This window comes from Actinoplanes sp. NPDC049668 (assembly GCF_044465445.1).
Taxonomy (GTDB): domain Bacteria; phylum Actinomycetota; class Actinomycetes; order Mycobacteriales; family Micromonosporaceae; genus Actinoplanes.
The window spans coordinates 84,149-108,143 of record NZ_JBITLR010000001.1 but is presented as its reverse complement, the minus strand read 5'-3'; the positions used below and the strand labels follow the sequence as shown (position 1 = coordinate 108,143).

General features: G+C 73.7%; 27 protein-coding genes. 8 read left to right on the top strand and 19 right to left on the bottom strand.

The features are described 5' to 3' along the window. Positions 1-36: 36 nt before the first annotated feature. Both ACIBSW_RS00520 and ligD read left to right on the top strand, forming a co-directional pair. Positions 37-564, top strand: coding sequence for an LPXTG cell wall anchor domain-containing protein (locus tag ACIBSW_RS00520; RefSeq protein ID WP_354722198.1), 528 nt, complete (start codon positions 37-39; stop codon positions 562-564). Between the two features lie 75 nt (positions 565-639). Further along, entirely contained in the window at positions 640-1,680 is a 1,041-nt protein-coding gene (gene ligD / locus ACIBSW_RS00515) for a non-homologous end-joining DNA ligase (protein ID WP_354722197.1), read from the top strand. Here the strand turns inward: ligD and ACIBSW_RS00510 are convergent. Then, positions 1,677-2,156, bottom strand: a complete 480-nt coding sequence (locus ACIBSW_RS00510) for a GNAT family N-acetyltransferase (RefSeq protein ID WP_354722196.1) — start codon at positions 2,154-2,156, stop codon at positions 1,677-1,679. The genes ligD and ACIBSW_RS00510 overlap by 4 nt on opposite strands. A 65-nt stretch (positions 2,157-2,221) precedes the next feature. On the opposite strand from ACIBSW_RS00510, the gene ACIBSW_RS00505 reads away from it, so the two are divergent. Beyond that, positions 2,222-2,677 (top strand): potassium channel family protein, encoded by a 456-nt coding sequence (locus ACIBSW_RS00505; protein WP_354722195.1) that lies wholly within the window; start codon positions 2,222-2,224, stop codon positions 2,675-2,677. Here ACIBSW_RS00505 and ACIBSW_RS00500 read toward each other — a convergent pair. The 9 genes from ACIBSW_RS00500 to ACIBSW_RS00460 form a co-directional block, all read right to left on the bottom strand. Next, entirely contained in the window at positions 2,628-4,196 is a 1,569-nt protein-coding gene (locus ACIBSW_RS00500; protein WP_354722194.1) for an alpha/beta hydrolase, read from the bottom strand. The two genes, ACIBSW_RS00505 and ACIBSW_RS00500, sit on opposite strands and share 50 nt — an antisense overlap. 67 nt (positions 4,197-4,263) lie before the next feature. Further along, the gene (locus ACIBSW_RS00495) at positions 4,264-5,331 is read right to left on the bottom strand and encodes an ATP-dependent DNA ligase (RefSeq protein WP_354722193.1); all 1,068 of its coding nucleotides are present in this window, start codon (positions 5,329-5,331) and stop codon (positions 4,264-4,266) included. A gap of 53 nt (positions 5,332-5,384) precedes the next feature. After that, entirely contained in the window at positions 5,385-6,074 is a 690-nt protein-coding gene (locus ACIBSW_RS00490; protein WP_354722192.1) for a hypothetical protein, read from the bottom strand. Further along, positions 6,071-6,883: an ATP-binding cassette domain-containing protein gene (locus ACIBSW_RS00485; protein ID WP_354722191.1), complete on the bottom strand. Its 813-nt coding sequence runs from the start codon at positions 6,881-6,883 to the stop codon at positions 6,071-6,073. The genes ACIBSW_RS00490 and ACIBSW_RS00485 overlap by 4 nt, the downstream gene beginning before the upstream one ends. Beyond that, positions 6,880-7,203 carry a PadR family transcriptional regulator gene (locus tag ACIBSW_RS00480; protein WP_184990461.1) on the bottom strand — a complete coding sequence of 108 codons (324 nt, stop codon included), beginning with the start codon at positions 7,201-7,203 and terminating at the stop codon, positions 6,880-6,882. Before ACIBSW_RS00480 ends, ACIBSW_RS00485 begins: the two co-directional genes overlap by 4 nt. A gap of 48 nt (positions 7,204-7,251) precedes the next feature. Continuing rightward, positions 7,252-7,629: a DUF3037 domain-containing protein gene (locus ACIBSW_RS00475; protein WP_354722190.1), complete on the bottom strand. Its 378-nt coding sequence runs from the start codon at positions 7,627-7,629 to the stop codon at positions 7,252-7,254. A gap of 55 nt (positions 7,630-7,684) precedes the next feature. Beyond that, complete coding sequence (locus ACIBSW_RS00470; RefSeq protein ID WP_354722189.1) at positions 7,685-8,440, bottom strand: HipA family kinase; 756 nt, start codon at positions 8,438-8,440, stop codon at positions 7,685-7,687. A 17-nt stretch (positions 8,441-8,457) separates the two neighbouring features. Beyond that, positions 8,458-9,009 (bottom strand): hypothetical protein, encoded by a 552-nt coding sequence (locus tag ACIBSW_RS00465; RefSeq protein ID WP_354722188.1) that lies wholly within the window; start codon positions 9,007-9,009, stop codon positions 8,458-8,460. A gap of 77 nt (positions 9,010-9,086) precedes the next feature. Next, complete coding sequence (locus ACIBSW_RS00460; RefSeq protein WP_354722187.1) at positions 9,087-10,583, bottom strand: dGTP triphosphohydrolase; 1,497 nt, start codon at positions 10,581-10,583, stop codon at positions 9,087-9,089. Positions 10,584-10,724: 141 nt separating this feature from the next. On the opposite strand from ACIBSW_RS00460, the gene ACIBSW_RS00455 reads away from it, so the two are divergent. Continuing rightward, positions 10,725-11,861, top strand: a complete 1,137-nt coding sequence (locus tag ACIBSW_RS00455; protein ID WP_354722186.1) for an MBL fold metallo-hydrolase — start codon at positions 10,725-10,727, stop codon at positions 11,859-11,861. Between the two features lie 7 nt (positions 11,862-11,868). On the opposite strand, the gene ACIBSW_RS00450 is transcribed toward ACIBSW_RS00455, so the two are convergent. The 6 genes from ACIBSW_RS00450 to ACIBSW_RS00425 all read right to left on the bottom strand — a co-directional run bounded on the left by ACIBSW_RS00450 (position 11,869) and on the right by ACIBSW_RS00425 (position 18,074). Then, positions 11,869-12,843 (bottom strand): hypothetical protein, encoded by a 975-nt coding sequence (locus ACIBSW_RS00450; RefSeq protein WP_354722185.1) that lies wholly within the window; start codon positions 12,841-12,843, stop codon positions 11,869-11,871. Positions 12,844-12,948: 105 nt separating this feature from the next. Then, positions 12,949-13,863, bottom strand: a complete 915-nt coding sequence (locus ACIBSW_RS00445) for a YegS/Rv2252/BmrU family lipid kinase (protein WP_354722184.1) — start codon at positions 13,861-13,863, stop codon at positions 12,949-12,951. Between the two features lie 93 nt (positions 13,864-13,956). Continuing rightward, positions 13,957-14,535 carry a GAF domain-containing protein gene (locus tag ACIBSW_RS00440; RefSeq protein ID WP_354722183.1) on the bottom strand — a complete coding sequence of 193 codons (579 nt, stop codon included), beginning with the start codon at positions 14,533-14,535 and terminating at the stop codon, positions 13,957-13,959. Between the two features lie 129 nt (positions 14,536-14,664). Next, positions 14,665-15,951: a hemolysin family protein gene (locus ACIBSW_RS00435; RefSeq protein ID WP_354722182.1), complete on the bottom strand. Its 1,287-nt coding sequence runs from the start codon at positions 15,949-15,951 to the stop codon at positions 14,665-14,667. Between the two features lie 96 nt (positions 15,952-16,047). Beyond that, positions 16,048-16,755, bottom strand: a complete 708-nt coding sequence (gene bioD, locus ACIBSW_RS00430; protein WP_354722240.1) for a dethiobiotin synthase — start codon at positions 16,753-16,755, stop codon at positions 16,048-16,050. A gap of 182 nt (positions 16,756-16,937) precedes the next feature. After that, positions 16,938-18,074, bottom strand: a complete 1,137-nt coding sequence (locus ACIBSW_RS00425) for an 8-amino-7-oxononanoate synthase (RefSeq protein ID WP_354722181.1) — start codon at positions 18,072-18,074, stop codon at positions 16,938-16,940. Between the two features lie 96 nt (positions 18,075-18,170). On the opposite strand from ACIBSW_RS00425, the gene bioB reads away from it, so the two are divergent. The 3 genes from bioB to ACIBSW_RS00410 are packed head-to-tail and all read left to right on the top strand — an operon-like array spanning position 18,171 to position 19,865. Beyond that, the gene (gene bioB / locus ACIBSW_RS00420; RefSeq protein WP_354722180.1) at positions 18,171-19,166 is read left to right on the top strand and encodes a biotin synthase BioB; all 996 of its coding nucleotides are present in this window, start codon (positions 18,171-18,173) and stop codon (positions 19,164-19,166) included. Further along, entirely contained in the window at positions 19,163-19,351 is a 189-nt protein-coding gene (locus ACIBSW_RS00415) for a hypothetical protein (protein ID WP_354722179.1), read from the top strand. Before bioB ends, ACIBSW_RS00415 begins: the two co-directional genes overlap by 4 nt. Beyond that, entirely contained in the window at positions 19,332-19,865 is a 534-nt protein-coding gene (locus tag ACIBSW_RS00410) for a GNAT family N-acetyltransferase (RefSeq protein ID WP_404799240.1), read from the top strand. Before ACIBSW_RS00415 ends, ACIBSW_RS00410 begins: the two co-directional genes overlap by 20 nt. A 75-nt stretch (positions 19,866-19,940) precedes the next feature. Here ACIBSW_RS00410 and ACIBSW_RS00405 read toward each other — a convergent pair whose 3' ends face one another. The 3 genes from ACIBSW_RS00405 to ACIBSW_RS00395 form a co-directional block, all read right to left on the bottom strand. Then, positions 19,941-21,014 (bottom strand): GNAT family N-acetyltransferase, encoded by a 1,074-nt coding sequence (locus tag ACIBSW_RS00405; protein WP_354722177.1) that lies wholly within the window; start codon positions 21,012-21,014, stop codon positions 19,941-19,943. A gap of 90 nt (positions 21,015-21,104) precedes the next feature. Then, a complete protein-coding gene (locus ACIBSW_RS00400; RefSeq protein WP_354722176.1) occupies positions 21,105-21,863 on the bottom strand; it encodes an amino acid-binding protein in 759 nt (252 codons plus the stop codon). 147 nt (positions 21,864-22,010) lie between these two features. Then, positions 22,011-23,027: a LacI family DNA-binding transcriptional regulator gene (locus ACIBSW_RS00395; protein ID WP_354722175.1), complete on the bottom strand. Its 1,017-nt coding sequence runs from the start codon at positions 23,025-23,027 to the stop codon at positions 22,011-22,013. A gap of 198 nt (positions 23,028-23,225) precedes the next feature. Between ACIBSW_RS00395 and ACIBSW_RS00390 the strand changes: the two genes are divergently transcribed. Then, the gene (locus ACIBSW_RS00390) at positions 23,226-23,933 is read left to right on the top strand and encodes a pyrimidine reductase family protein (RefSeq protein ID WP_354722174.1); all 708 of its coding nucleotides are present in this window, start codon (positions 23,226-23,228) and stop codon (positions 23,931-23,933) included. The last annotated feature ends 62 nt before the right edge of the window (positions 23,934-23,995 follow it).

Below are 23,995 nucleotides of genomic sequence, written 5' to 3'. Positions count from 1 at the left end.
CCTTGACGACTTTTCGCAACAGAACGGATTCCCTTCATGAGTTTGACGCGCCGGTTGACCGCTGGACTTCCCGCGGTCGGCGTCACCGTCATCGCCGCTCTGGCCCTCACCGGGTCCCCGGCCGCCGCGACGGGCGACGAGTCCGCCGTCGCCAAGCAGCCCGCCGTGATGGCCACCCCATGTCCGTACGGCCAGCAGTGCGACGACGCCAGCGAGGCGCCGGTCGCGCCTGGCGACGCCGCGGTCGCGCCCGGCGACGCCGCGGTCGCGCCCGGCGACGCCGCGGTCGCGCCCGGCGATGCCGCCGTCGCACCCGCCGACGCCGAGGCGCCGGTCCGCGGCAACCCCGGCTACGGCCCGGCGACGCCGGCCACCGTGCCGCCGGGCGGCGAGCTCCCGATGACCTCTCCCGCGGCCACGCCCAGCGTGCCGGGCGGGGTCAGCCCGGCGGGCACGCTCCCGCTCACCGGTGCGCCGATGGCCCTGACCATGTCGATCGGTGGCCTGCTGGTCGCCGCCGGCGCGGCCGCCGTCTACTACACCCGGCGCCGCCGCAGCGCCTGACCTTCGCGGCACCCGAAGGCCGCCCCTGGATCTTTCCGGGGGCGGCCTTCGCCGTTGCTGCCTTAAGGTCGTCGCATGGCCCCATCTGCCAAGTCACCCGCCGTCGAGGTCGAGGTCGCCGGTCGTCCGGTACGGCTGAGCAGCCCCGACAAGATCGTCTTTCCCGGCCCGGGCTACACCAAGCGGGACGTGTTCGAGTACTACCTCGCGGTCGGCGACGGCATCATGCGCGCCCTGCACCGCCGCCCGACGACCCTGCAGCGCTTCCCCGACGGCATCGAGGGCGAGGCGTTCTTCCAGAAGCGGATACCGACCCGCGGGGTGCCGCCCTGGATCGAGACCGCGACGGTCGCGTTCCCGAGCGGCCGCAAGGCCGACGAGCTGTGCCCGGCGGACCTCGCGCACGTGGCCTGGGCGGCGCAGATGGGCACGATCGTCTTCCACCCCTGGCCGGTGCGCGGCGACTCGGCCGACAGCCCGGACGAGCTGCGCATCGACCTGGACCCGCAGCCGGGCACCGGCTTCGGCGACGTGGTGGCCACCGCCGGGGTGGTCCGCGAGGTCCTCGCCGACCTCGGCTGGACGGGGTACCCCAAGACCTCGGGCGGCCGCGGGGTGCACGTCTACGTGCGGATCGCGCCCGGGCACCCGTTCGTCGACGTGCGGCGGGCGGCCATCGCGCTGGCCCGCGAGGTCGAGCGGCGCAGCCCCGACCGGATCACCACGGCGTGGTGGAAGGAGGAGCGCGGCGAGCGGGTCTTCATCGACTACAACCAGATGGCGCGGGACCGCACGATCGCCTGCGCGTACTCGCTGCGGGCCAACGCCCGGGCGACGGTCTCCACGCCGGTCACCTGGGACGAGCTGACCGAGGTCGAGCCGGACGACTTCGACCTGCGCACGGTGCCGGCGCGGTTCGCCGCCGGCGGGGACCCGCACGCGGGCATCGACGACGTCGCCCACGACCTCGCGCCGCTGCTCGAGTGGTCCGACCGCGACGCCGCGGCCGGCCTCGGCGACCTGCCCTACCCGCCCGACCACCCGAAGATGCCGGGCGAGCCACCCCGCGTCCAGCCCAGCCGAAAAAACGCCGCGAACTGGGAGACCCCGGGCTAGAGACGCAGCTTGAAGCCCTCGTGTGAGGCCTCGAAGCCGAGGTCCGCGTAGAAGCGGTGCGCGTCGGTGCGGCGCTTGTCCGTGGTGAGCTGGGCCAGGCCGCAGCCGCGTTCGCGGGCCCGGTCCAGCGACCACCGCATCATGGCCCGGCCGACGCCGTGGCCGCGCAGGTCGGCGCGGACCCGGACCGCCTCGATGGTCATGCGTTCCGCGCCGCGGCGGCTCAGCGACGGGATGAAGGTCAGCTGGCAGGTGCCGACCACCGCGCCGGCCTGCTCGGCCACGATCAGTTCGTTGCGCTGGTCGGCGTCGATCGCCTCGAACGCCGCCCAGCAGGCCGCGTCGGTCTCCTCGGGGACCGCCGGCGTGCCGTGCGCCGCGGCGTCGCGGGCGCGGGTTACGTCGTCGTCCGCCAGCAGGTCGAGGATCGCCGGGACATCCGCCCTGGTCGCGGTTCGAAAGATCGTCTGGGCCACCCGGCCATCCTGACACGGCCGTCGGGCTGAGCCGCCGGTCGGGCGGCTCGGTGCAGGATGGCCGGATGCGAGTGCTGCTGACGCCCTTCCGGGCCATCTACCGCGGGCTGGTGCGGCTCGCGAACTCCCCGCGGAACCTGATGCTCTCCTACCTGCTGCTGATCGTGGTGTGCAGCGTGCTCTACCACTTCTTCGAGGAGGAGTCCTTCGGCGACTCGCTGTGGTGGGCGGTGGTGACCGCGTCGACGGTCGGCTACGGGGACATCTCGCCGGAGACGTGGCAGGCCCGGGTCATGGCCGCCGTGCTCATCTCGGTCATGGTGCTGATCGTCGTGCCGCTGATCACGGCGCACTTCGCCAGCAAGCTGATCGTCGATCACGACGCGTTCCGGCACGAGGAGCAGGAGGAGCTGAAGAACAACCTACGGCACGTGCGCCGGCTCCTCGACGAGCTCGCGACCCGTCAGGGCGTCACTTCGCCGGACAGCGCAGACCCTCCTGCGGCACCTTCAGATCGATGAGATAGCCGTCCACCGCCGTCACGATGCACTTCGTGCTCGGGTACGCGGTGTGTCCCTCGCCCTCCCAGGTGAGCACCCGGCCGGTGCCCAGCATGGACGCCAGCTCGGCCGTGTTCTCGTAGGGGGTCGCGGGGTCGCCCGTCGTGCCGACCACCACGATCGGCGGCGCGCCGGTCGCCGGGCCGGCCGGGTACGGGTCCTTGGTGCCCGGCCAGAACGTGCACGACAGCATGCCGATCGCCAGCGGGGCGCCGAACAGCGGGTACTTCCTGCGCCAGTCGCTCTGCAGCTGCCGGACCCGCTCGGCGGTCGGCGCCTTGTCGGTGTCCGCGCAGTTCACCGCGAGGTTCGCGTCGAACAGGTTGGAGTAGGTGCCGTCGGGCTTGCGGTCGGCGTACTGGTCCGCCAGGTCGAAGATGCCCGACGGGTCGCCGCCGCGCAGGTCGTCGACCGCCTTGGCGAGCTGCTGCCAGCCCGACTCGGTGTAGAGCGACGAGATCACCGCCAGGAAGATCCAGCCGGAGGTGGCGGCGCGGCCGTCCTCGCCCTCGATCGGGGAGGCGTCCGCCTTGGCCATGGCGTCGGTGACGGCGCCGCGGGCGTCCGGCGCGATCGGGCACTTGCCGGCGTTCGCCGTGCACCAGGCGGTGAAGTTGGTGAACGCGCGCTCGAAGCCCTTGGCCTGCGCCTCTGAGCCGGCCACGAAGTCCTGCTTCGGGTTGACCGCGCCGTCCAGCACCAGGGCGCGGACCTTGTCCGGGTACAGCTGTGCGTAGGTCGCGCCGAGCAGGGTGCCGTACGAGTAGCCGAGGTAGGTCGTCTTCGGGTCGCCGACGGCCGCGCGGATCGCGTCCATGTCGTGCGCGGCCTGCTCGGTGGAGAAGAACGCCAGCTGCGCGCCGTACTTCTCGCCGCAGCCGCCGGCGATGCGCTTGTTGAGCGCGACGATCTCCTGGAACTCGGCGTCGGTCTCCGGGTCCGGCACGGCCGCGAACGTCGCGTCCTGGTCGGCGGCGCTGATGCACTTGACCGGGTCGGACCGGTGCACGCCGCGCGGGTCGAAGCCGACGATGTCGAACCGGTCGGTGATCTCGGTGGGCAGGCCGCCGAGGGCCTGGCCGAACGAGAGGTAGACGGCCGTGTCGATGCCGGAGGCGCCGGGACCGCCCGGGTTGACGAGCAGCGAACCGATCCGGTCCCGCTGCGTCCGCGAACGGATCCGCAGCAGCGCCACCTCGTAGGTCTGGCCGCTGCCCGGCGCCGCCCAGTCGCGCGGCACCGCGACGGACGCGCACTCGTAGGTCATGCCGGAGGCGCCGCGGCCGATCAGCTGCCGCGGGACCTCGGGGCAGGGCGTCCACTGCGCCTGCGTGCCGGGGACCGCGGGCGGCGCCTTGCCGACGGCGGTGCCCGGCCCGTCGCCGTCGTCGTCGGGCGCGAACGCCGGCAGCGTGCAACCGGCGGTCGCGACGACCGCGGCGAGCAGTGCGGCCAGGACCAAGCGGGGGGTACGCGGCACGGTGCGCGGCCTTTCTCGATCGGCTCTTGCTCGCCACGAGGCTACGCGAACCGTCGCAGCGCGAGCGTCAGCGGCTCGTGAGCACGTCCGCCAGGTTGAAGCGCACGGGCCGCTCGAGCTGCTCGTAGGTGCAGGACGCCGGCTCCCGGTCCGGCCGCCAGCGCTCGAACTGCGCGGTGTGCCGGAAGCGCACGCCCTCCATGTAGTCGTAGCGCACCTCGACCACCCGCTCCGGGCGCAGCGGCACGAAGGACAGGTCCTTGCCGCTGTTCCAGCGGCTCACCTCGTTCTTGCGCGGGGTGCGCTCGCCCTGCTCGTGCGCCGCCCAGTTCCACGGGTGCCCCTCGAACGTGGTGACCAGGTGCTGCAGCTCGACGAAGAGCTCCTCGCGTACCGCCATCGGGAACGAGCCGATCACGCCGACCGAGGCCAGCACGCCGCGCTCGTCGTGCAGGCCGAGCAGCAGCGAGCCGATCCGGTTCTCGCCGGACTTGTGCACCCGGTAGCCCGCGACCACGCAGTCCGCGGTGCGCTTGTGCTTGATCTTGGACATCACCCGCTTGTCCGGCTCGTAGCCGAGGTCCTTGCCCTTGGCGATGAGCCCGTCCAGGCCCGCGCCCTCGAACTCGGCGAACCACCGCTGGGCCGTCTCGAGGTCGTCGGTCGCCGGGGTGACGTAGACGGGCGGCTTCGCGTCCGCGAGGCATCGCTCCAGCCGGGCCCGGCGCTCGGCGAACGGCAGCGTGGTCAGGTCCTCGTCGCCGAGCGCCAGCAGGTCGAACGCGACGAAGCCGGCCGGCGTCTGCTCGGAGAGCAGCTTGACCCGGCTCGCCGCCGGGTGGATGCGCTGCTGCAGCGCCTCGAAGTCGAGGGTGTTGCGGGCCGTGTCGGCGACGATGATCTCGCCGTCGATCACCGAACGCGGCGGGAAGTTGGCCAGCACCGCCTCGACGACCTCGGGGAAGTAGCGGGTCATCGGCTTCTCGTTGCGGCTGCCGATCTCCACCTCGTCACCGTCGCGGAAGATGATCGACCGGAAGCCGTCCCACTTCGGCTCGTAGAGCTGCCCGGGCGGGATGGCGGCGACGGGCTTGGCCAGCATCGGCTTGACGGGCGGGTTGATCGGCAGGTCCATCGGCACAGTGTGCCTCTTCGCGGCCCGCCGTCGTGCCCGTCAATGCGCATTTCTCAGGCCATGGAGATGTGCGACCGGCGCCGGAGCCGCAGCGTCGTGGCCAGCGCCACCACGGCGAGGAACACGACCAGGGTGGCACCCGCGTGCGCGAGCCCGCGGCCCACGTGGTCGGCGCCGGCGCCGCTCTCGACGGCGTAGGTGCCGATCTCGCGGGTGAACCAGAACGGCAGCGCCTGCGCCGCGGTCTTCTCCGGGTCGAGCATCATCTGCATGGCGACGATGGTGAGCAGCACCAGCATGCCCTCCAGCTCGCGCGGCAGCAGCGCGGCGACGGCCAGGCCGAGCGGCGGCGCCACCGCGACGGTCAGCACCAGGATCAGCGCGATGGCGTCGTTGCGCACCTTGCCGTCGAGGTCGACGAGGATCAGCAGGTAGTACGGCAGCGCGAGGGTGAGCCCGACGGTCCACAGCGCGGCGAGCCGGCCCAGGTAGAGCTGGTGGGTGGCGTAGCCGGCGATCCGCAGCCGGGGCTCGATGCCGCGCGCCGCGCTGCCCGCGAACAGGGCGGCGGTGCTCAGCGTCCAGCCGATGCCCAGCGACACGAAGCGCACCGACTGCCAGTAGGCCTCGCCCCGGCGGCTGTAGTAGAACGCCAGCGGCAGCAGCGCCAGCAGGATCAGCACGCCGCGGCGCCGGGAGATCTCACGCAGCGCCATCTCGGCCACGACCAGGGTCTTCTTCATCGGGCCCTCCCGGGTGTCAGGTCCAGCACGGTGTCCACCCGGTCCAGCTCGTTGAGCAGGTGGGTGACCACGACGATCGCCTTGCCGGCGTCGCGCCAGTGCCAGACCTGCTGCCAGAAGTCCAGGTAGGTGCCGTTGTCGAAGCCCTGGTAGGGCTCGTCGAGCAGCAGCACGTCCGGGTCGCCCAGCCGGCCGAGGATCAGGTTCAGCTTCTGCCGGGTGCCGCCGGACAGGTGCCGGCTCTGCCCGGCCCGCGGCGCGTCGGCCCAGTCGAGGGCCGCGGCCATCGAGCGGCCGCGCGCCCTGGCCTCCGTACGCCCGACGCCCCGGCCGGCGCCGACCAGCACGAAGTGCTCGTCGGGGGTGAGGAAGTCGGACGTGCCGCCGTTCTGCGGGCAGTAGCCGACGGTGCCGCCGAGCCGGACGTGACCGGAGTCGGGCGAGAGCAGCCCGGCGCAGATGCGCAGCATGGTGCTCTTGCCGCTGCCGTTGGCGCCGATCATCGCGACCACCTCGCCGGCGTGCACGCTCAGGTCGACGCCGTTCAGGACGGTTCTGCGGCCGTACCGCTTGGTGATGCCGGTGGCCCGCAGGCGCGGCTCGCCGGACGGCCCGCGCGGCCGCGGCGTCGCGTCGCGCAGGCCGGCGACGACGGCCAGGGCGTATGCGGCCGGCGGCCCGAAGGCCTCGAGGGGGTCCTGGCCGCCGTCGCGCAGGTGCGCGGCGGCCTCGCCGACCGGCCCGGCGGGGTCGATCCGGCGGCGGCGTAGCTCTGCCGACAGCGCGGCGAGCCAGTCATCGGCGGTCACGGAACCTCCATGATTGCGTTGACGTTGCCCACGAAGACGGCCCAGTCCGCGCCGGCGCTGCGCAGGGTCGCGGCCCCGTCGTCGCTGAGCCGGTAGTACTTGCGTGCCGGTCCGCTCGCCCCGGTCCGCCAGTCGGCGACGACCAGGCCGAGGCGTTCCAGCCGGAGCAGGGCGGGGTAGAGCGTGCCGCCCGCGATGACGCCGAGGCCGCCGGCCTCGAGCCGCTGGGCGATCTCGTAGCCGTATGACTCGCCGCGGGCGAGGGCGCCGAGCACGCAGAGGTCGAGCACCCCGCGCAGCCACTGGGTCCGTCGATCCACGCGGCAGAAGGTAGCACCGCTACCTAGTTAGCGCCACTATCTAGTGGCTCAGCGGACCAGCAGCTCCACCAGCCGGTCCAGCTCGGCGGAGGGGTCGGCGGCGAGGCCCATGTGCACCGGGCCGGCCTGCAGGATCGTGCTGCGCGGCGCCACCAGCCAGCGGAACCGCTCGCCCGGCTTCATCTCGCGCGCCGCGCCGCCGTCCACGCCGCCCGCGCAGGTGATCTCCCAGGACTTCAGGGCGGCCCGGATGCCGTCCAGGTCGGCGTGCGGGTCGAGGGCGAGCAGCCGGTCCTCGTGCAGGTGCGTGCGGGCGGCCAGGAAGTCGAGGCGCTGGCAGTACAGGACCACGCCGACGTTGATCAGCTCGCCCCGCTCGACCCGGGGCACCGCGCGGATGATCGCGTACTCATAGGGGGTGCTCATGCGGTGCCCGCCTTTCGCATGCGCTCCTGGCCCTCGCTGCGCTCGGTGCAGTCGCTCATGCCGTGACCCCCGGCAGCCAGGCCGTGGAGGCGGCGGCCCGGGTCCGCAGGTGGTCCAGGTAGGCGGCGCGCGCCTCGTCCGGGCCCGGGAAGTCGAACTCGGCCAGCCACTCGTCCGGCACCAGCGCGATGACCTCCTCGAGCAGCCGCGGCGTGAGCTCGGCGGCGAGCGCCGGCCCCGCGGTCGCCAGGACGGACGCGTACGGCCTCAGCACGTGGTCGTCCCATTTGTACGGCCGCTGCGCGACTCGGCCCGCCCGGGACCAGTCGTGGTGGAAGTAGAGCGTGGCGCCGTGGTCGATGAGCCAGAGCTCGCCGTGCCAGACCAGCAGGTTCGGGTTGCGCCAGCTGCGGTCGACGTTCTCCACGAACGCGTCGAAGGCCAGCGTGCGCGAGGCGAGCTCGGCCTCGACCGGGTGCGCCACCGGGTCGTAGCCGAGCGCGCCGGGCAGGTAGTCCATGCCGAGGTTGGCGCCCGCGCTCGCCTTGATGAGCTCCTGCACCTCCTGGTCGGGCTCCGCGCGCGCGACGACCGGATCCAGGTGGGTGACGGCCAGCTCCGGCACGGGCAGCTCGAGGCGCCGGGCGAGCTCGCCGGCGATCACCTCGGCGATCAGCGCCTTGGGTCCCTGCCCGGCGCCGCGGAACTTCACCACGTAGGTGCCGAGGTTGTCGGCCTCCACGATGCCGGGCAGCGATCCGCCCTCGCGTAGCGGTGTCACGTATCGGGTGGCTTTGACCTGGGGCAGCACCCCGCCCACCCTAGTCGTCAGGCGGTGCCGGGGCCGCGGCGGCGCAGGTCCTCGACCTTGGTCATGGCGTCGCGCAGGTCGGTGAGCCAGTCCTCGGTGTGCTCGCCGACCAGGCGCACGCACCACGCCAGCGCCTCGGACCGGCTGCGGGCGACGCCGGCGTCGACCAGCGTGTCGAGCACCTGCCGCTCCGGCTGGCGCAGCCGCGTCATGACCGGCGCGGAGAGGTGGGTGAACAGCTCCTCGTTGTCGCCGCAGCGCACGCCCCAGCTGACCTTGCGCTGGTAGCGGTGCTCGACCTGGAGGGCGACCTTGATCCGGTCGTCCCGGGTGTCCTCCCGGAACTGGTGTATCCGCCCGGCCTGCGCGGCGGCCCGGTCGGCGTCGGTGGCGTCGCCGCCCAGCTCGGGCGTCGGCACCCGGCCCCAGATGATGATCTCGTCGCGGTCGACGACGACCTGCGGCGGCTCGGTGAACCACCCGTCGGGCGAGGCGCCGGTGATCCAGGCGGCGGCGTCGTCGGCGGGCGGCGGCTCGGTACGGGCCCCGGAGGGCGGACGGAAGCGCATGACAACAACCTCCAGCATCGGTGTTGATTACATACTTACACCGTTGTTGGAGAATCGCCACGACTCCGATTCAGCTCTCAGAGGACGAAGGCGTCCGTCCAGAGCTGGCGGGAGCGGCCGGACAGGGCCTCCATCAGCGCCACAGCCTGGCTGTCCGTCAGCGCGGCCACGAAGTCGATCACCGCGCGGCCGCGGGCCCGGCCCACCCGGTCACCGATGCCGTCCGGCAGCTCCGCCTCCGCCAGTTCGACCAGGTCGCGGAGCCGCCGGGGGAGGCGCTCGGCCTCGTCGGGGTCGGCCAGCCAGGCCAGCAGCGCCTCGACCAGCGAGCCCAGCAGCCGGGCCTGGCCGCGCTGGTGCAGCGCCAGGTCCGGGCGGGCCAGCACGAACCGGTTCTGCACGAACTTGAGCACCTGCACCTCGTGCCACTGCGCCGGCGCCAGCAGCACGTGGCCCGAGCGCACCGCCGGCGACCCGGTGACCTCGATCGACTCGACCAGCCGCCGGGTCCAGTTCGCCGAGAACGCCGCGACCTGCGCCTCGGCCTCCAGCGATCCGTCGAACGGCGCGCTCAGCAGGCCGTCGACCAGCTCCGCGCGGACCTTCTCCACCGCCGCGGCGAAGGCGTCGTCGTCGCTGATCCAGCCGTCCTTGCGGTGCAGCTGGCGGCGCAGCGCCTCGATGGAGCTGCCCGTCCGGCGCTGGGCCGGCGCGAGCTCCTCGTCCGGCACGTCGCGGAATGCCGAGCGCTGCCACGCCATCAGCTCCGCCGCCACCGCGCCCTGCTGGAGCACGCCGACCCGGTGCACGTCCTCGAGGTCGTGGATCGCGTACGCGATGTCGTCGGCGGTGTCCATCACCGAAGCCTCGGCCGTCTGCTGCCAGTCCTCGACCAGGCCGGCGAACGGCAGCCGGGCCTGCACCATGTCCTCGACCTCGGTCGAGTACGCGCCGAACTTCAGCGAGCCGCCGTCCGGGTCGTCCGGCGGCGCCGCCGCGCCGCGCGGCGGCGGGTCCAGGTGGCGGGGGTGCGGCGCCGGGTAGCTGCGCCGGGTCCACGGGTACTTGAGGATCGCCGCGCGGGTCGCGGCCGTCAGGTTGAGGCCGATCGTGGCCTGGCCGCGGATCTCCGTGCTCGTCACGATCCGGTACGACTGCGCGTTGCCCTCGAAGCCGTCGCGCAGCCGCAGCCGTTGGCGGGCCAGCCGGTCCAGCACCCGCTCGCCGAGGTGGCCGAAGGGCGGGTGGCCCAGGTCGTGCGCCAGGGCCGCCGCCTCGACCACGTCCGGGTCGCAGCCGCCCAGCTTCTCCAGCACGTCGGCGTACCGCTGGTCGCGCAGCAGGCGCTCGGCGATCGCCCGGCCGACCTGGGCGACCTTGAGGCTGTGCGTGAGGCGGTTGTGCACCAGCAGGCCGCCGCCGCCGGGGCTGATCACCTGGGTGACGCCGGCCAGCCGCGCGAAGAACGGCGAGCTGACGATCCGGTCGCGATCCACGCGGAAAGGGCTGGCGGCGAGGTCGCCGGGTGCGACGAGCCGGTCGCCGAAGAGGCGCCGAACGCGAGGGTCGTCCATGTGCCCGACGCTAATGCATCCCGCTTCTCGGCCCGGTGACGTGTCCCCTAGCTGAGGAGATCCACAGCACGACGGTGGCGGTTGGCGCCCGTGGGCGGTCAGACTTGGAAGTCGGACGGAACTGACACGGAGGAATCGCGCATGGCGAAACAGGCAGACGGCCGTCGGCGGCGTACCGGGGCATGGATCGCCCTGGCCTTGGGGGCCGCCGCGGTGTGGGCCGCGCGCGACATCCCGCTACAGATCGGCGCCCGCCGGATCGGCGCCCGGGCCGACGGCGAGCGCGGCGAGCGGTACCGCCGGTCACCCCAGTTCTCCGGCGGCAAGTTCCGCAACACCGTGCCCGCGACCGAGATCGCGGCCGCCGCGATGCCGCGGATCCTGGCCTCGGCCCTGACCGACCGCGACCGCCGGCACCCGTCCGCGCCGATCCCGCTGGTCCGCCCGGTGCCGGGCGGCACGGACCCGGCCGGCCTCTACGTCACCTGGTACGGCCACTCCTCGGCTCTCATCGAGATCGAGGGCCGCCGGGTCCTGCTCGACCCGTTGTGGAGCGAGCGCTGCTCGCCGTCGCGGCTGACCGGCCCGAAGCGCCTGCACGAGCCGCCGATCGCGCTGCGTGAGCTGCCGCCGATCGACGCCGTGCTGATCTCGCACGACCACTACGACCACCTGGACATGGAGTCGATCCGCAACCTGGTCGACCTGCAGGCGGCGCCGTTCCTGGTGCCGCTCGGCGTCGGTGCGCACCTGGAGCGCTGGGGCGTACCGGCGACCCGCATCATCGAGCTGGACTGGAACGAGCGGGCCACGGTGGCCGGCATCGAGTTCGTCGCCACGGCGGCCCGGCACTTCTCCGGCCGCGGCTTCTCCCGCGACGAGACGCTCTGGGCGTCCTGGGTGATCGCCGGCCCGAACCGCAGGGCGTTCTACTCGGGCGACACCGGCTACTTCCCGGGCTTCGCCGAGATCGGCGCGGAGCACGGCCCGTTCGACGTGACGCTGGTGCAGGTCGGCGCGTACGGCGACGCCTGGCCGGACATCCACATGCTGCCGGAGGACGGCGTCGCGACCCACGTCGACGTGCGCGGCGGGCTGCTGATCCCGGTGCACTGGGCGACGTTCAACCTGGCCCTGCACGACTGGTCCGAGCCGGCCGACCGGGTCTGGCGCGAGGCGAAGGCGCGCGACGTGCGCCTCGCGATCCCGCGGCCGGGCGAGCGGGTGGACGTCGACGACCCGCCGGCCGTCGACGGCTGGTGGCAGCAGCTCGTCTAGGTCTCCCTCAGTCCGCGTACCAGGTGCCGGCGGCGGCGCTGACGGTCCAGTCGCCGCCGGCCAGCGGGACGGTGAGTTCGATGTCGTCGGCGCTCGCGGCCAGCCGCGGGCGGCCGGTGAGCGCGAGGCCGTCCGGCGGGACGTCGAGCGCGGTGAACCGCGGCAGGTTGAGGACGACCACGACGATCGCCTCCCGGTCCTGATCGGCCCGGCGCAGGTCGAGGCGGACGATCGCCGGATCGGTGCCGTCGACCGCGCGGATCCGCGCGCCGGTGAAGTCGAGGCCGTCGAGGAGCCGGCCGGCGGTGCCGACCGTGATCCGCTCGGGCGCGGGGGTCGCCTCGCCCGCCGCCTCCGGCAGGTCGAGGTCGAGGCCGGCGGCGACGGTACGCAGGAGGGCGCGGGCCGGGCCGTCGCTCTCCTCGACCAGCGCCCGGAGCCGGCGGTCCGCCGAGCGCTCGCGGTGGGCCGTCCCGCCGAAGCCGCCGGCGATGTGCATCGTCTCCGTGCCCAGCCCCGCGCAGAGCGCGCCCGCCGCGGCCAGCTCCCAGCGGCGTAACCGGGCGAGGTCCCTCATCTCGCTGAGCCGCTCGAGGATCCGCGTCTGCAGCGCGGCCAGCGTGCCGACGCGCCCGCGGACCGGGCCGGCCGGCGGCCCGGCGGTACCGGCCGGGTCGAGCAGCGGCCCGGGGTCGATGCCGATCTCGGTCAGGTGCGCCCGCAGCCAGTCCGCGAGCTCCGGCCGGGCGTGCGCGCCGAGGCTGTGCCACACCGCCCGGGCGGCCCGGCTCCGCTCCCGGACCGGTGCCGCCGCCGCGGCGACGGCGGGCAGCAGGTGGGCGTCCCAGAGCTCGAACTGCCCGAGCAGGGCGGGCCGGTCCAGGCGGTGCGGATGCGCACCCGCCGCGGCGACCTCGGCGTAGGTGCGGTCCAGCAGGAGTCCGAGCGCGGCGACCTCCCCGGGCCGCCCCTTCCAGATCATGCGGGCACTCTGTCAGGTCCGCCCGCCGCGTGCCAGACCCGTGCAACCGGGACATGCCGCGAATTTCGCCTGACTATGGGTCCCACGCACACCTTCCATCGTTTTCTATGGCTCTTCGGATTCACTCTCCGGGACACAGATCTTGACGGCGGCCGGCGCCACGTCGATCCGGATCCTCCGCGCCGCCGTTCGGGCGCCGCCGTCCAACTCGTACCGCAGCGGCTCGGCCAGCCGCACGTCGATCCGGCGGGCGCGGGTCATCTGCACGTACGGCGAGTCCTCCGAGCGTCCCACCGCCATCCGGCCCATCGTGCGTGCCCACTGTGTCGCGTTGCGGGCGGTCGCCACGCCGACGTCCAGCCAGCCGTCGTCCGGCCGGGCGTCGTCGAATGCGGTGATGCCGCCGGTCACCATGCCGACGTTGCCGACCAGCACGCAGCTCGCCTCGTCCGAGAACCAGCGCGTGCCGTCCACCTTGATCTTCGCCTTCGGTGCCGGGTCGTCCAGGTGGCGCAGGCCCGTCCAGACGTACGCGAGCTTGCCCATCCGCTCCTTCAGCGCGCCGTCCGCGTCGTGGATCATCGCGCCGTCGAAGCCGATGCCGGCCATCACCGCGAAGTGCTCGCCGTTGAGCACGCCGAGGTCGAGCCGGCGCAGGCGGCCGTGGAACGCGATCCGCACGGCCTCCGGCAGGTCGTGCGGGATGCCCAGGTTGGTGGCCAGCAGGTTGGCGGTCCCGGCCGGGATGATGCCGACCGGCACCTTCGCGCCGCCCTTGGTGCCGGCGAGCGCGTCCAGCGTGCGCTGCACCATGCCGTCGCCGCCCCACACGATCAGCAGGTCGACGCCATCCTTCAGCGCCTTGCGTACCCGCTTGGGGGCCTTTCGGCTCTTCGGCTCCTCGTACCAGGCGAGGTCGTCGACGCCCTCGTCGGTGATGAGGCGGCGCAGCTCGTCGAGCCCGCCGCCCAGGGTCTTGCGCCGGTGTGCGACCACGGCGACTTTCCGGGAAGTCCGCATGGATCGCCGTTACCCGCTGCCGCCGATTCCTACGCCCGGGCACGGGTGGGGGAGGGACGGCCCATCACCGACCGTCCCTCCCGGTGTGAAGTCTCAGTGCACCGACTCGCGCATGCGCTGCTCGGCGGCGGCGCTGCGGATCACCATCAGCCGCAGCTCCAGCTCGTCGGAGACCATCGACGCCAGGTGCTCCAGCGCGGTGAGCTGCCGCGGCGTCGCCTCGCGGGGGCGGTTGTCGATCACGTTGACGGTGCCCAGCCGGTAGCCGTCGTGCGTGCGGATCGGCGCGGCGGCGTAGAAGCGCAGGCCGAGCTCGCCGCGGACCAGCGGATGCTCCAGTGTCCGCGGGTCGACCGCCGCATTGTTGATCACGTAGACGTCGTCCTGCGCGATGACCGTCGCGCACAGGCCCGGCTCCTTGCCGACCTCGCGGACGCCGGTGAGCCCGTGGCAGGCGGCGAGCCACACCCGGTCCTGCTCCACGAGCGACACCGTCGCGATCGGGGTGTCGAAGATGGCGCCGGCGACGAACGCGATCCGGTCGTACGCGTCCTCGACGGGCTGGTCGACAAGCTGGTACCGGCGCACCGCGTCGAGGCGACGCTGCTCGTCGGGCCCGACGCTGTCGAGATATTCGAAGGCATCGCCCGACACCGGGCTGCTGTTGGTCACGGGGGAACCACCTCACGCAAAGATCGCTCGCAGTCACTGTGAGCTTAGTGAAAGTGGCCTGGGAATCCGCAATGGCTAGTTAAGCCAAATTTGCGGCGATCAACGCCCGAGGGCGCGAATGTCGCACAATCAGTCCTCGTCGTCGGCGGCGCGGGGCAGGGCGCGCAGCCGGACCCGGGTGATCGCGCGGCCGGTGATCTCGACGACCTCGGCCGTGAACTGCGGCAGCGTCACCACCTCGCCCGGCGCGGTCGGAATGTGCCCCAGCGCGGCGAGCACCATCCCGGCGACGGTCGTGTAGTCGCCCTCGTCCGGCCCGGAGTCGTCGAAGCCGATGTCCGGCAGGTCGTGAATCGGGAACGAGCCCGGCATCAGCAGCGCGCCGTCCGCCTCCTTCACCACCGAGAGCACGTCGCGGTCGGTCTCGTCGTAGATCTCCCCGACGATCTCCTCGACCAGGTCCTCCATCGTGATGATGCCGTCGATCGCGCCGCGCTCGTCGACCACGAGCGCGATCTGCTGGCGCTCGAGCCGCATCTGCCGCAGCGCGTCGGAGACCCGCAGCGTCTCGGGCAGGAACAGCCCGGGCCGCGCCACCGCGTCGACCGGCCCCTGCGCGCCGATGAGGTCGCGCAGGTGCACCACGCCGTACACGTCGTCCAGCCCGGCCGGCCCCACGATCGGCGCCCGGGAGTGTGCGCTCGCGATCAGCTGGGTCAGCGCCTCGGGCGCGGCCAGCCCGGCCGGCAGCGTCAGCACGTCGCGGCGCGGCACCAGGATCTCCCGCAGGATCCGGTCGGCGATCTCGAACGCGCCGCTGATGATGGTCCGCTGCTCGATCGAGAAGTCCTGCTGCGCCGCCACCATGTCGCGGATCTCCTCGGTGCTGACCTCGTCGCGCTGCGCCGCCGGGTCGCCGCCCGCCAGCCGGACGAGCAGGTTCGTCGACACGCTGAGCAGCCACACCACCGGCCGCGAGATCGTCGAGAGGAGGTCGAGCGGGCGGGCGACCAGCAGCGACCAGCCCTCGGCGCGCTGCATCGCGATCCGCTTCGGCGTCAGCTCGCCGATCACCAGCGTGACGAAGGTCAGCACGACCGTCACGATCACGATGGCGGTCGGCTCCGCGGCCGAGCCGAGGAAGCTCAGCGGCTCGACCAGCGGCTTGGACAGCGACACCGCGGCGGCCGCCGAGGCGAGGAAGCCGGCCAGGGTGATGCCGATCTGGATGGTCGCCAGGAACCTGTTCGGGTCCCGGGTCAGCCGACCGAGCACCCGGCCGCGGCGCGACGCGCGCTCGAGCTTGTGCACCTGGCTGTCGCGCAGGGACACCAGGGCCATCTCGCTGCCGGCGAAGGCCGCGTTCACCAGCACCAGCACCAGCACGAGCGCGAGCTGCCCGCCTATGCCATCCACGACAGTCCCAGCTCCTCGGGCGAACGGATCACGAGCCACACACGCTAGCGACGTTGGTGCGAAGTCGCGCGGCGGCAGGCTGGCAGGTCCGTGCCTTTAGTTGACCTCGTCGGCCCAGACCCGCCAGTCGTCGAGGACTCCGTAGAGGGCCGGGGTCAGCCAGCCGGGCGCGGAGCGCTGGAAGACGCCCGGCTCCATCCCGCCGGCGCCGTCCGGAAGGGCACCGATCAGGTGGGGGAGCAGCTCGGTCAGGTTGGCCCAGTGGACCAGCTCCGGCTCGGCCGGCCAGGCGCCGAGGATCACCTTGGCCGGCACACCCCGGCGGTCCAGCGCCTCCAGCGTCAGCGCCGTGTGGTTCAGCGTGCCCAGGCCGGCCCGGGCCACCACGATGGTCGGCACGCCCAGCGTCGTCGCCAGGTCGGCCACCGTCCACGCCTCGCCCGAGGGCCGGACGCCCATCGGGACCAGCAGGCCGCCGGCGCCCTCCACCAGGACGAGGTCGTGCTTGCCGGCCTCGGCGCGGATGGCGTCGACCACCTCGTAGAGCTCGATCGGCGCGCATCCGGCGACCTTGGCCGCGGCCAGCGGGGCCAGCGGCTCCGGGTAGGACGCCAGGGTGCGGGCGGTGTGCGGGTTGGCCAGGCGGGTCACCAGCTCGATGTCGGTCGGTCCGCCGACGGCCGTGCCGGTCTGGCCCGGCTTGACCACGGCCACGTGCAGCCCGGCGGCCTGTGCCGCCGCCGCGATCGCCGCGGTGACGATGGTCTTGCCGACGTCGGTGTCCGTCCCGGTGACCAGCACGATGCCGCGCCACTCGCCGGCCTCCGCCGGTCGGGCGGCGGGCCGGGTCGCGGGCTCCGCCGCCGGTTCCTCGACGGCCGCCGCCGGCTCCTCGACGGCCGCCGCGGGTGCGTCGGCATCCCCGGCTTCGGGCTCGGGCTCGGTGGGATCGGCCTCGGGCTGGGCCGGCCGGGTCGGGTCGCTCGTCACGGTGCGCACTCCACGATCACGTCAAGGGCCCGGTCGAAGTCCTCCGGCGAGATGCCCGCGTTGAGGGTCAGGCGCAGCCGCGACGAGCCGTCCGGTGTCGACGGCGGCCGGAAGCACCCGACCGCGATGCCGCGGTCGCGGCAGTCCGCGGCCCAGCTCAGCGCCGCCTCGGGTCCGGGCGCCCGCACCGACAGCACACCCGCCGCCGGCGTCGAGACGGTGAAACCCGCGGCGGTCAGCCGGCGGGCGGTCAGCCGGCCGCGGTCCGCCAGCACGGCCCGGCGATCGTCCGCCGCGCGGGTGATCCGCAGCGCGGCGTGCACCCCCGCCACCACCGCCGGCGGCGGCGCGGTGTCGTAGATGAAGGTGCGTCCCGTGTCGACCAGGTGCCGGATCAGCGCGGCGGGGCCGGCGACCACCCCGCCCGCGCCGCCGAGGGACTTGGACAGGGTCGCGGTGACGACGACATCGGACCGGCCGGCCAGGCCGGCCGCCGCGACGCCGCCGGAGCCGTGCCGGCCGAGGATGCCGATCGCGTGCGCGTCGTCGACCAGCAGCAGCGCGTCGTGCGCCGAGGTCACCGCGTGCAGCTGCGCCAGCGGGGCCAGGTCGCCGTCCACCGAGAAGACCGACTCGGTGACGAAGACCTTGGCCCGGTCGGGGTGCGCGCCGAGGATCGCCGCCAGCGCGGCCGGGTCGGCGTGCGGTGCGACGACCACCTCCGCGCCCGAGCCGCGGCAGCCGTCGATCAGCGAGGCGTGGTTGTAGCGGTCCGAGACCAGCAGCGTCCCCGGGCCGGCCAGCGCGCGGACCGCGCCCAGGTTGGCCAGGTAGCCCGAGGAGTAGACCAGGGCCCGCTCGGCGCCGAGCCAGCCGGCCAGCTCCGTCTCCAGCTCCGCGTGCGCGTCCGTCGAGCCCCGCACCAGCCGGGAACCGGTGGCGCCCAGCCCGTACGCCTGAAGTGCCCGGACCGAGGCCGCGATCACCTCGGGATGGACGGCCAGGCCGAGGTAGTCGTTGCCGGCCAGATCGACGACGGAGTCGTCGGGGGCGCGGTGCCGCAGGGTCCGGGTCAGCCCGGCCTTCGCCCGGGTGCGGGCCTGGCACTCCAGCGCCTCCTGCCAGCCCGCCAAAGCACCCTCACCCTCGCCGTCAAGACCCGCTCGCCGGGGAAACTATCACCCGGCGCCGACAACGCCTGCGGCCGGAACGCCTTGTAGGGTACGGGCATGCCAGAGATCCTCGACCGGGCCCGGGCCCAGGTTCTTGCCGACGGTGCCGGGCTCGACGAGGAGGGGATCCTCGAGGTCCTCCGCCTCGGCGACGAGGACCTGCCGGAGCTGCTCCAGCTCGCCCACGACGTACGGATGAAGTGGTGCGGCCCCGAGGTCGAGGTCGAGGGCATCGTCTCGCTCAAGACCGGCGGCTGCCCCGAGGATTGCCACTTCTGCTCGCAGTCCGGCCTGTTCACCTCGCCGGTGCGCTCGATCTGGCTCGACATCCCCTCGCTGGTCGAGGCGGCGAAGCAGACCGCGGCGACGGGCGCGACGGAGTTCTGCATCGTCGCGGCGGTGCGCGGCCCCGACGCGCGGCTGATGACGCAGATGCGCGAGGGCGTCAAGGCGATCAAGGAAGCGGTCGACATCCAGGTCGCGGCAAGCCTCGGCATGCTCACCCAGGAGCAGGTCGACGAGCTGGTCGAGATGGGCGTGCACCGCTACAACCACAACCTCGAGACCTGCCGCTCCTACTTCCCGAACGTGGTCACCACCCACTCCTGGGAGGAGCGCTGGGGCACGCTGAAGATGGTGCGCGACTCCGGCATGGAGGTCTGCTGCGGCGGCATCCTCGGCCTGGGCGAGTCCATCGAGCAGCGCGCGGAGTTCGCGGCCCAGCTGGCCGAGCTCGACCCGCACGAGGTACCGCTCAACTTCCTCAACCCCCGCCCGGGCACCCCGCTCGGCGACCGCCCGGTCGTGGAGGGCAAGGACGCGCTGCGCGCCATCGCCGCCTTCCGGCTGGCGATGCCCAGGACGATCCTGCGGTACGCGGGCGGCCGCGAGATCACCCTCGGCGACCTGGGCACCCGCGACGGCCTGCTCGGCGGCATCAACGCGGTCATCGTCGGCAACTACCTGACGACGCTGGGCCGCCCGGCCACCTCCGACCTCGAGCTGCTGCGCGAGCTGAAGATGCCCGTCAAGGCGCTGTCGGCGACGCTGTGACCGTGCTGGTGTACTGCGACCGCTGCGGCTCACCCGCCGCCGAGGGCGACCACTCGGCCTGCGCCGCGGCGCGCGAGCTGGAGCCGCCGCGGTTCTGCCCGGACTGCCGCCGCCGGATGAAGGTGCAGGTCGTGCCGGCCGGCTGGACGGCGACCTGTGTCGAGCATGGTGTCCGCCGCTCCTGACGATCCCGCGCTGACCGGCGCGGTCGTCTCGTTGCGGGCGGCGACGCGGGCGGACGTGTCGGCGCTGGCCGCCATCCGCGCCACCCCCGAGGTGCGCGCCCGCTGGCGCGGCGCCGAGGACCCCGCGCCGGAGATCGTCGAGTCGATCGAGGACGGCGGGCTGCACTACCTCGCGATCGTGCTCGACGGCCGGGTCGTCGGCGCGATCCAGTGGGCGGCCGAGGAGGACCCCGACTACCGGCACGCGAGCATCGACGTCTTCGTCGACCCGGCGGTGCACGGCCGCGGCGTCGGCACCGACGCCGTGCGGACCCTGGCCGCCCACCTGGTCGACACGCGCCGCTTCCACCGGCTGACCATCGACCCGGCGGCGGACAACGCGGCCGCGATCCGGTGCTACGCCAAGGTGGGCTTCCGGCCGGTCGGCGTCATGCGGGAGTACGAGCGCGGCGCCGACGGCCGTTGGCACGACGGGCTGATGATGGACCTGCTCGCCGCGGAGCTGATCCGTTAGGCCCTAAGCCCCGTCGGCGGCGGCGGACCCCTCGCGAGGCCCGCCGCCGCCGTTCTCACCCGTCACCCGTCACCCTCACCCTGAGGCGGCGGGAGTCTCGTCCGTTGCCGGCTGGTGCCCGGTGCCGGCGATCGGCAGCGTCAGGCTCAGCAGCGCGCCGTCGCGGTCGGCGCGGTCGGTCACCCCGAACCGGCGCAGGGTGCGCAGCATCGCCACGTTGTCGGCGCCGGTGTGCGCCACGACCGCGGACGCCCGCATCCTGCGCGCCGCCGCGATCAGCCGGCGCAGCAGCGCCGTGCCGATGCCGCGGCGCTGCCAGGAGTCCTCCACCAGCAGCGCGACCTCGCCCAGGTCGCCCTCCACCAGCAGGTTGGCCATCGCGACGATGTGCTCACCGTCGGCCGGCTCGGTGCTCACGGCGAGCAGGGTCAGGCCGGTGGCCGGCTCGAGCATCCGGCGCAGCCGGGCGTCGGACGGCCCGTGTGCGAGGCCGGGGTAGCGGCGCCGGCGGGACTGCGCCGAGCCGCGGGCGTGCAGCCGGCGTACGCCCTCGACGTCGTCGGTGGTGGCGGCCCGGATCAGCAGCTCGGCGCCGTCGGGGAGCAGCAGCGTGGTCTGCTCGGCGGCGCGGCGCACCAGGGCGCCGCTGATCTCGACCAGCGCCTGTGCCCGGGCGTACTCGGCCGGCGTGAAGGCCGGGGCCGCGCGCAGCACCTCGTAGGTGCCGCCGGCGGGGTCGATGAGCGTCATCCGCTCCTCGTCGAAGCCGTGCAGGACCACCGTGCCCTCGGGGCGCCAGCGCGCCTCGGCGGCGTCGAGCAGGGTGACCAGCGCCTCGCCCAGCGTGTCGGGGTCGTGCACGAGCCGGCCGGCCAGGGCCAGCGCCCGGGTCGGCTGGTCGGCGAGGCCCTGCGCCTCGGCGCGCGTGACGAAGGCGTCGCGGCCGCGGCCGCGGTCGATCGCGGCGTGCAGTTCCGCCTCGGTCATCGTGTTGGGCGCGTCGACCAGGAAGTCGTCGACCGCGCCGCCCTCGGTGGTGTGCACCTGGACGGCGAGGATGTTGACCGAGCGCAGCGCGAGGCTGGCGGTGAGCACCGAGAGGTAGCCCGGCCGGTCGTCGACCGTCGCCCTGATCCGCCACAACGCCATGCGAGGCACTCCCCTTCCGCCCGGCCGCCCCTCTGACGAACCTAAGCGTGCCTGGCCGGTGTTACCCGCATATTGCCTGAGCTGGGAGAACTATGAGTGCTCGGTCACAGCCGCCGCCACGCTCGGCAAGGTGTGGTCCAGCCGGTCGCCGAGGATGACGGCGGCGGCGCGGACCAGCTGGGCGATCCGGTCCACCTCGGTGACGTGGAACGCGGCGGCCGGCAGCTCGTCGTCGTCGGCACGGGCGGTGACCAGCACCAGGCCCGCGCGGCCGAACGGGGCGACGGCGTACCGGGTGCCGTCCGGGCCGGTCATCGGGCGGGCCCGCAGCGGGGTGACCTCGGGCAGGCGCAGCGGGTCCGGCGCGCGCCAGCTCGCGTAGGTCACCGACGGCTCGCTGCCGGTCGCCAGCGGCAGCCCCGGCTCGTCGGTACCGGCCGGGCGCGGCGCGGCGGTGCGCGCGGCCCAGTCGGCGGGCACCACGGCGGCGGCCGCCCAGTCGGCGGCGAGCAGGCCCGGCACGGCGTCGACGAGGGTGGCCAGGCCGTCCTGCGGGTTCGCCGCGACCTGGGCCAGCAGCTCGGCGTCGTGGCCGCCGGAGACCGGCGCGCCGATGGCCCGCCACACGCCGTCGACCTGTACGCCGGGGATGGCGGCGAGGCCGGCGAGGAGTCGCTCGACGCGGGAGGCGCCCGGCCACACGACGGTGAAGTCGTCGACGGCTCGCCCGCCGAGTCGCTCCAGCACCACGACCTGGACGATGTCGGCCCCGGCCACGCCCAGCGTGCGCGCGATCTGGCCGAGCGCGCCAGGACGGTCCGGCAGAGTGACCCGTACCCGCAGCAACATGCAACTCCTCCCGTCAGGAAAGACGGCACGGCGGCGCCGTCCTTGGCACCAAGATTGCCGAAGCGGCGTTTCACACCCGTTGCGCCGCCGTGTCCCGGCCGTCAAGGCGCAGAGATATGCCCTGGATCACATCCAGGTTAGGCCAGGTCAGGCGGAGGCGCGACGGACGAGATGGGTGTCGAGCAGAACGTGTGAATTCTCGACGGGCTCGCGGCGGATGCGGCACACCAGCAGCTCCGCCATCCGCCGGCCCATCTCCTCGACGGGCTGGTGGATCGTGGTCAGCGGCGGCTCGCACTGCCGGGCGACGGGCGCGTCCTCGAACCCGACGACGGCGACGTCCTGCGGCACCCGCAGGCCCTTGTCGCGCAGGGCACGCAGCGCGCCGCTGGCCATCAGGTCGGACGCCGCGAAGACCGCGTCCAGGTCCGGCTCCCGCTCCAGCAGGGCCCGCATCGCCCGGGCGCCGCCGGCCTCGCTGAAGTCGCCGTACTCGACGAGCCCGGGGCCGCTCACGGCCGCGCGGTAGCCGGCCAGCCGCTCGCGCCCGACCTCCATGTCCTGCGGCCCGGCGACCGTGGCGACCCGCCGGGCGCCGTTGCCGAGCAGGTATTCGACCGCCTTGCGGGCGCCGGCGGAGTTGTCGACGTCGACCATGAAGTCGCCCTCGACGGCGCGGGTGGAGCGGCCGCCGAAGACGAACGGCATGCCGCGCTCGCGCAGCACCGCGGGCAGCGGGTCGTCGTCGTGCAGGGAGAGCAGCAGCACGCCGTCGACGTGCTGGCCGGTCAGGTGGTGTTCGACCCGCTCGCGCTGCCCGGGCGAGGCGGCCATCGCCAGCCACAGCTGCAGGGGCGTCTCGAGCAGCGCCGCGTTGATGCCGCGCAGCACGCCGGCGAAGAACGGCTCGCCGAACACCCGCTCCTGCGACTCCGAGACGACCAGGGCCACCGAGTCCGTGCGCTGGGTGACCAGCGACCGCGCCGCCCGGTTCGGCACGTAGCCGAGCTCCAGGATCGCGGCCTCGACCGCCGCCTTCGCCTGCGGGCTGACCTGCGTCGACCCGTTGAGGACTCGGGATGCGGTGCCACGGCCGACCCCCGCGCGTGCCGCGACGGCGTCGAGCGTCGGTCGCCCCGGTGAGCGGACGGGCTGCCTGGTCATCCGGGCATTATCGCCCGCGGATCCGCCGATGTCTCTCCCGTGGCCGGAGAATTGACCATGCTGGGGCGGCTAGGGTTTGCATATGATCTGCCGCGCGTGCCGGGAGCGACGTCACGAGGAGTGCCGGGGCGGGTCGTGGTGCGACTGCCAGCACCGGCCCGAGAAGCCGACGCCGCCCGTGACCGGGCCGCCGGGGCCGTGATCGACGTAACCGACGCCGACCTCGTCGAGGCCTATCCGCGCAGCGCCGACCCGGTGCTGCGGGTCAACTTCGTGGCCAGCCTCGACGGCGCCGTGACCGTGGACGGCAAGTCCGCCGCCCTGGGCGGGCCCGGCGACAAGCTGGTCTTCGACTCGTTGCGCATGGTCTGCGACGCGCTGGTGGTCGGCGCGGGCACGGTCCGCACCGAGAACTACGACGGGCTGCGCCTGGACCCGGCCGCCCGCGACTGGCGCCGGTCCCGGGGCCTGGCCGAGTTCCCGCTGATGGTGGTCGTCTCGGGCGCCCTCGACCTGGATCCGGCGCAGCTGGTCTTCGCGGACGCGCCGATCCGGCCGCTGGTGGTCACCCATGCCGGCGCCCCGCCCGAGCGCCGGGCCGCGCTGGCACCGGTCGCCGACGTCCTGACCTGCGGAGACACCGCGGTCGACCTGGCCGCGGCGGTCGCCGCGCTGCACGCCCGGGGCGCGACGCAGCTGCTCTGCGAGGGCGGCCCGCGGCTGTTCGGCGCGCTGATCGCCGCCGACCTGGTCGACGAGCTCTGCCTGACCGTCTCGCCCCGGCTCGTCGGCGGCGGCGCCGGCCGCATCGCGGCCGGGCCCGGCACCCCGCCGCGGGAGATGTCGCTGCGCCGCGTCCTGGCCGATAAGGACATGCTTTTCCTCCGGTACGCCCGCAGCCGCTAGAAGTTGTGGACAAACCTGTGGATGACCCCTAGAAGTTGTGGACAACGCATGCCAACCGACGC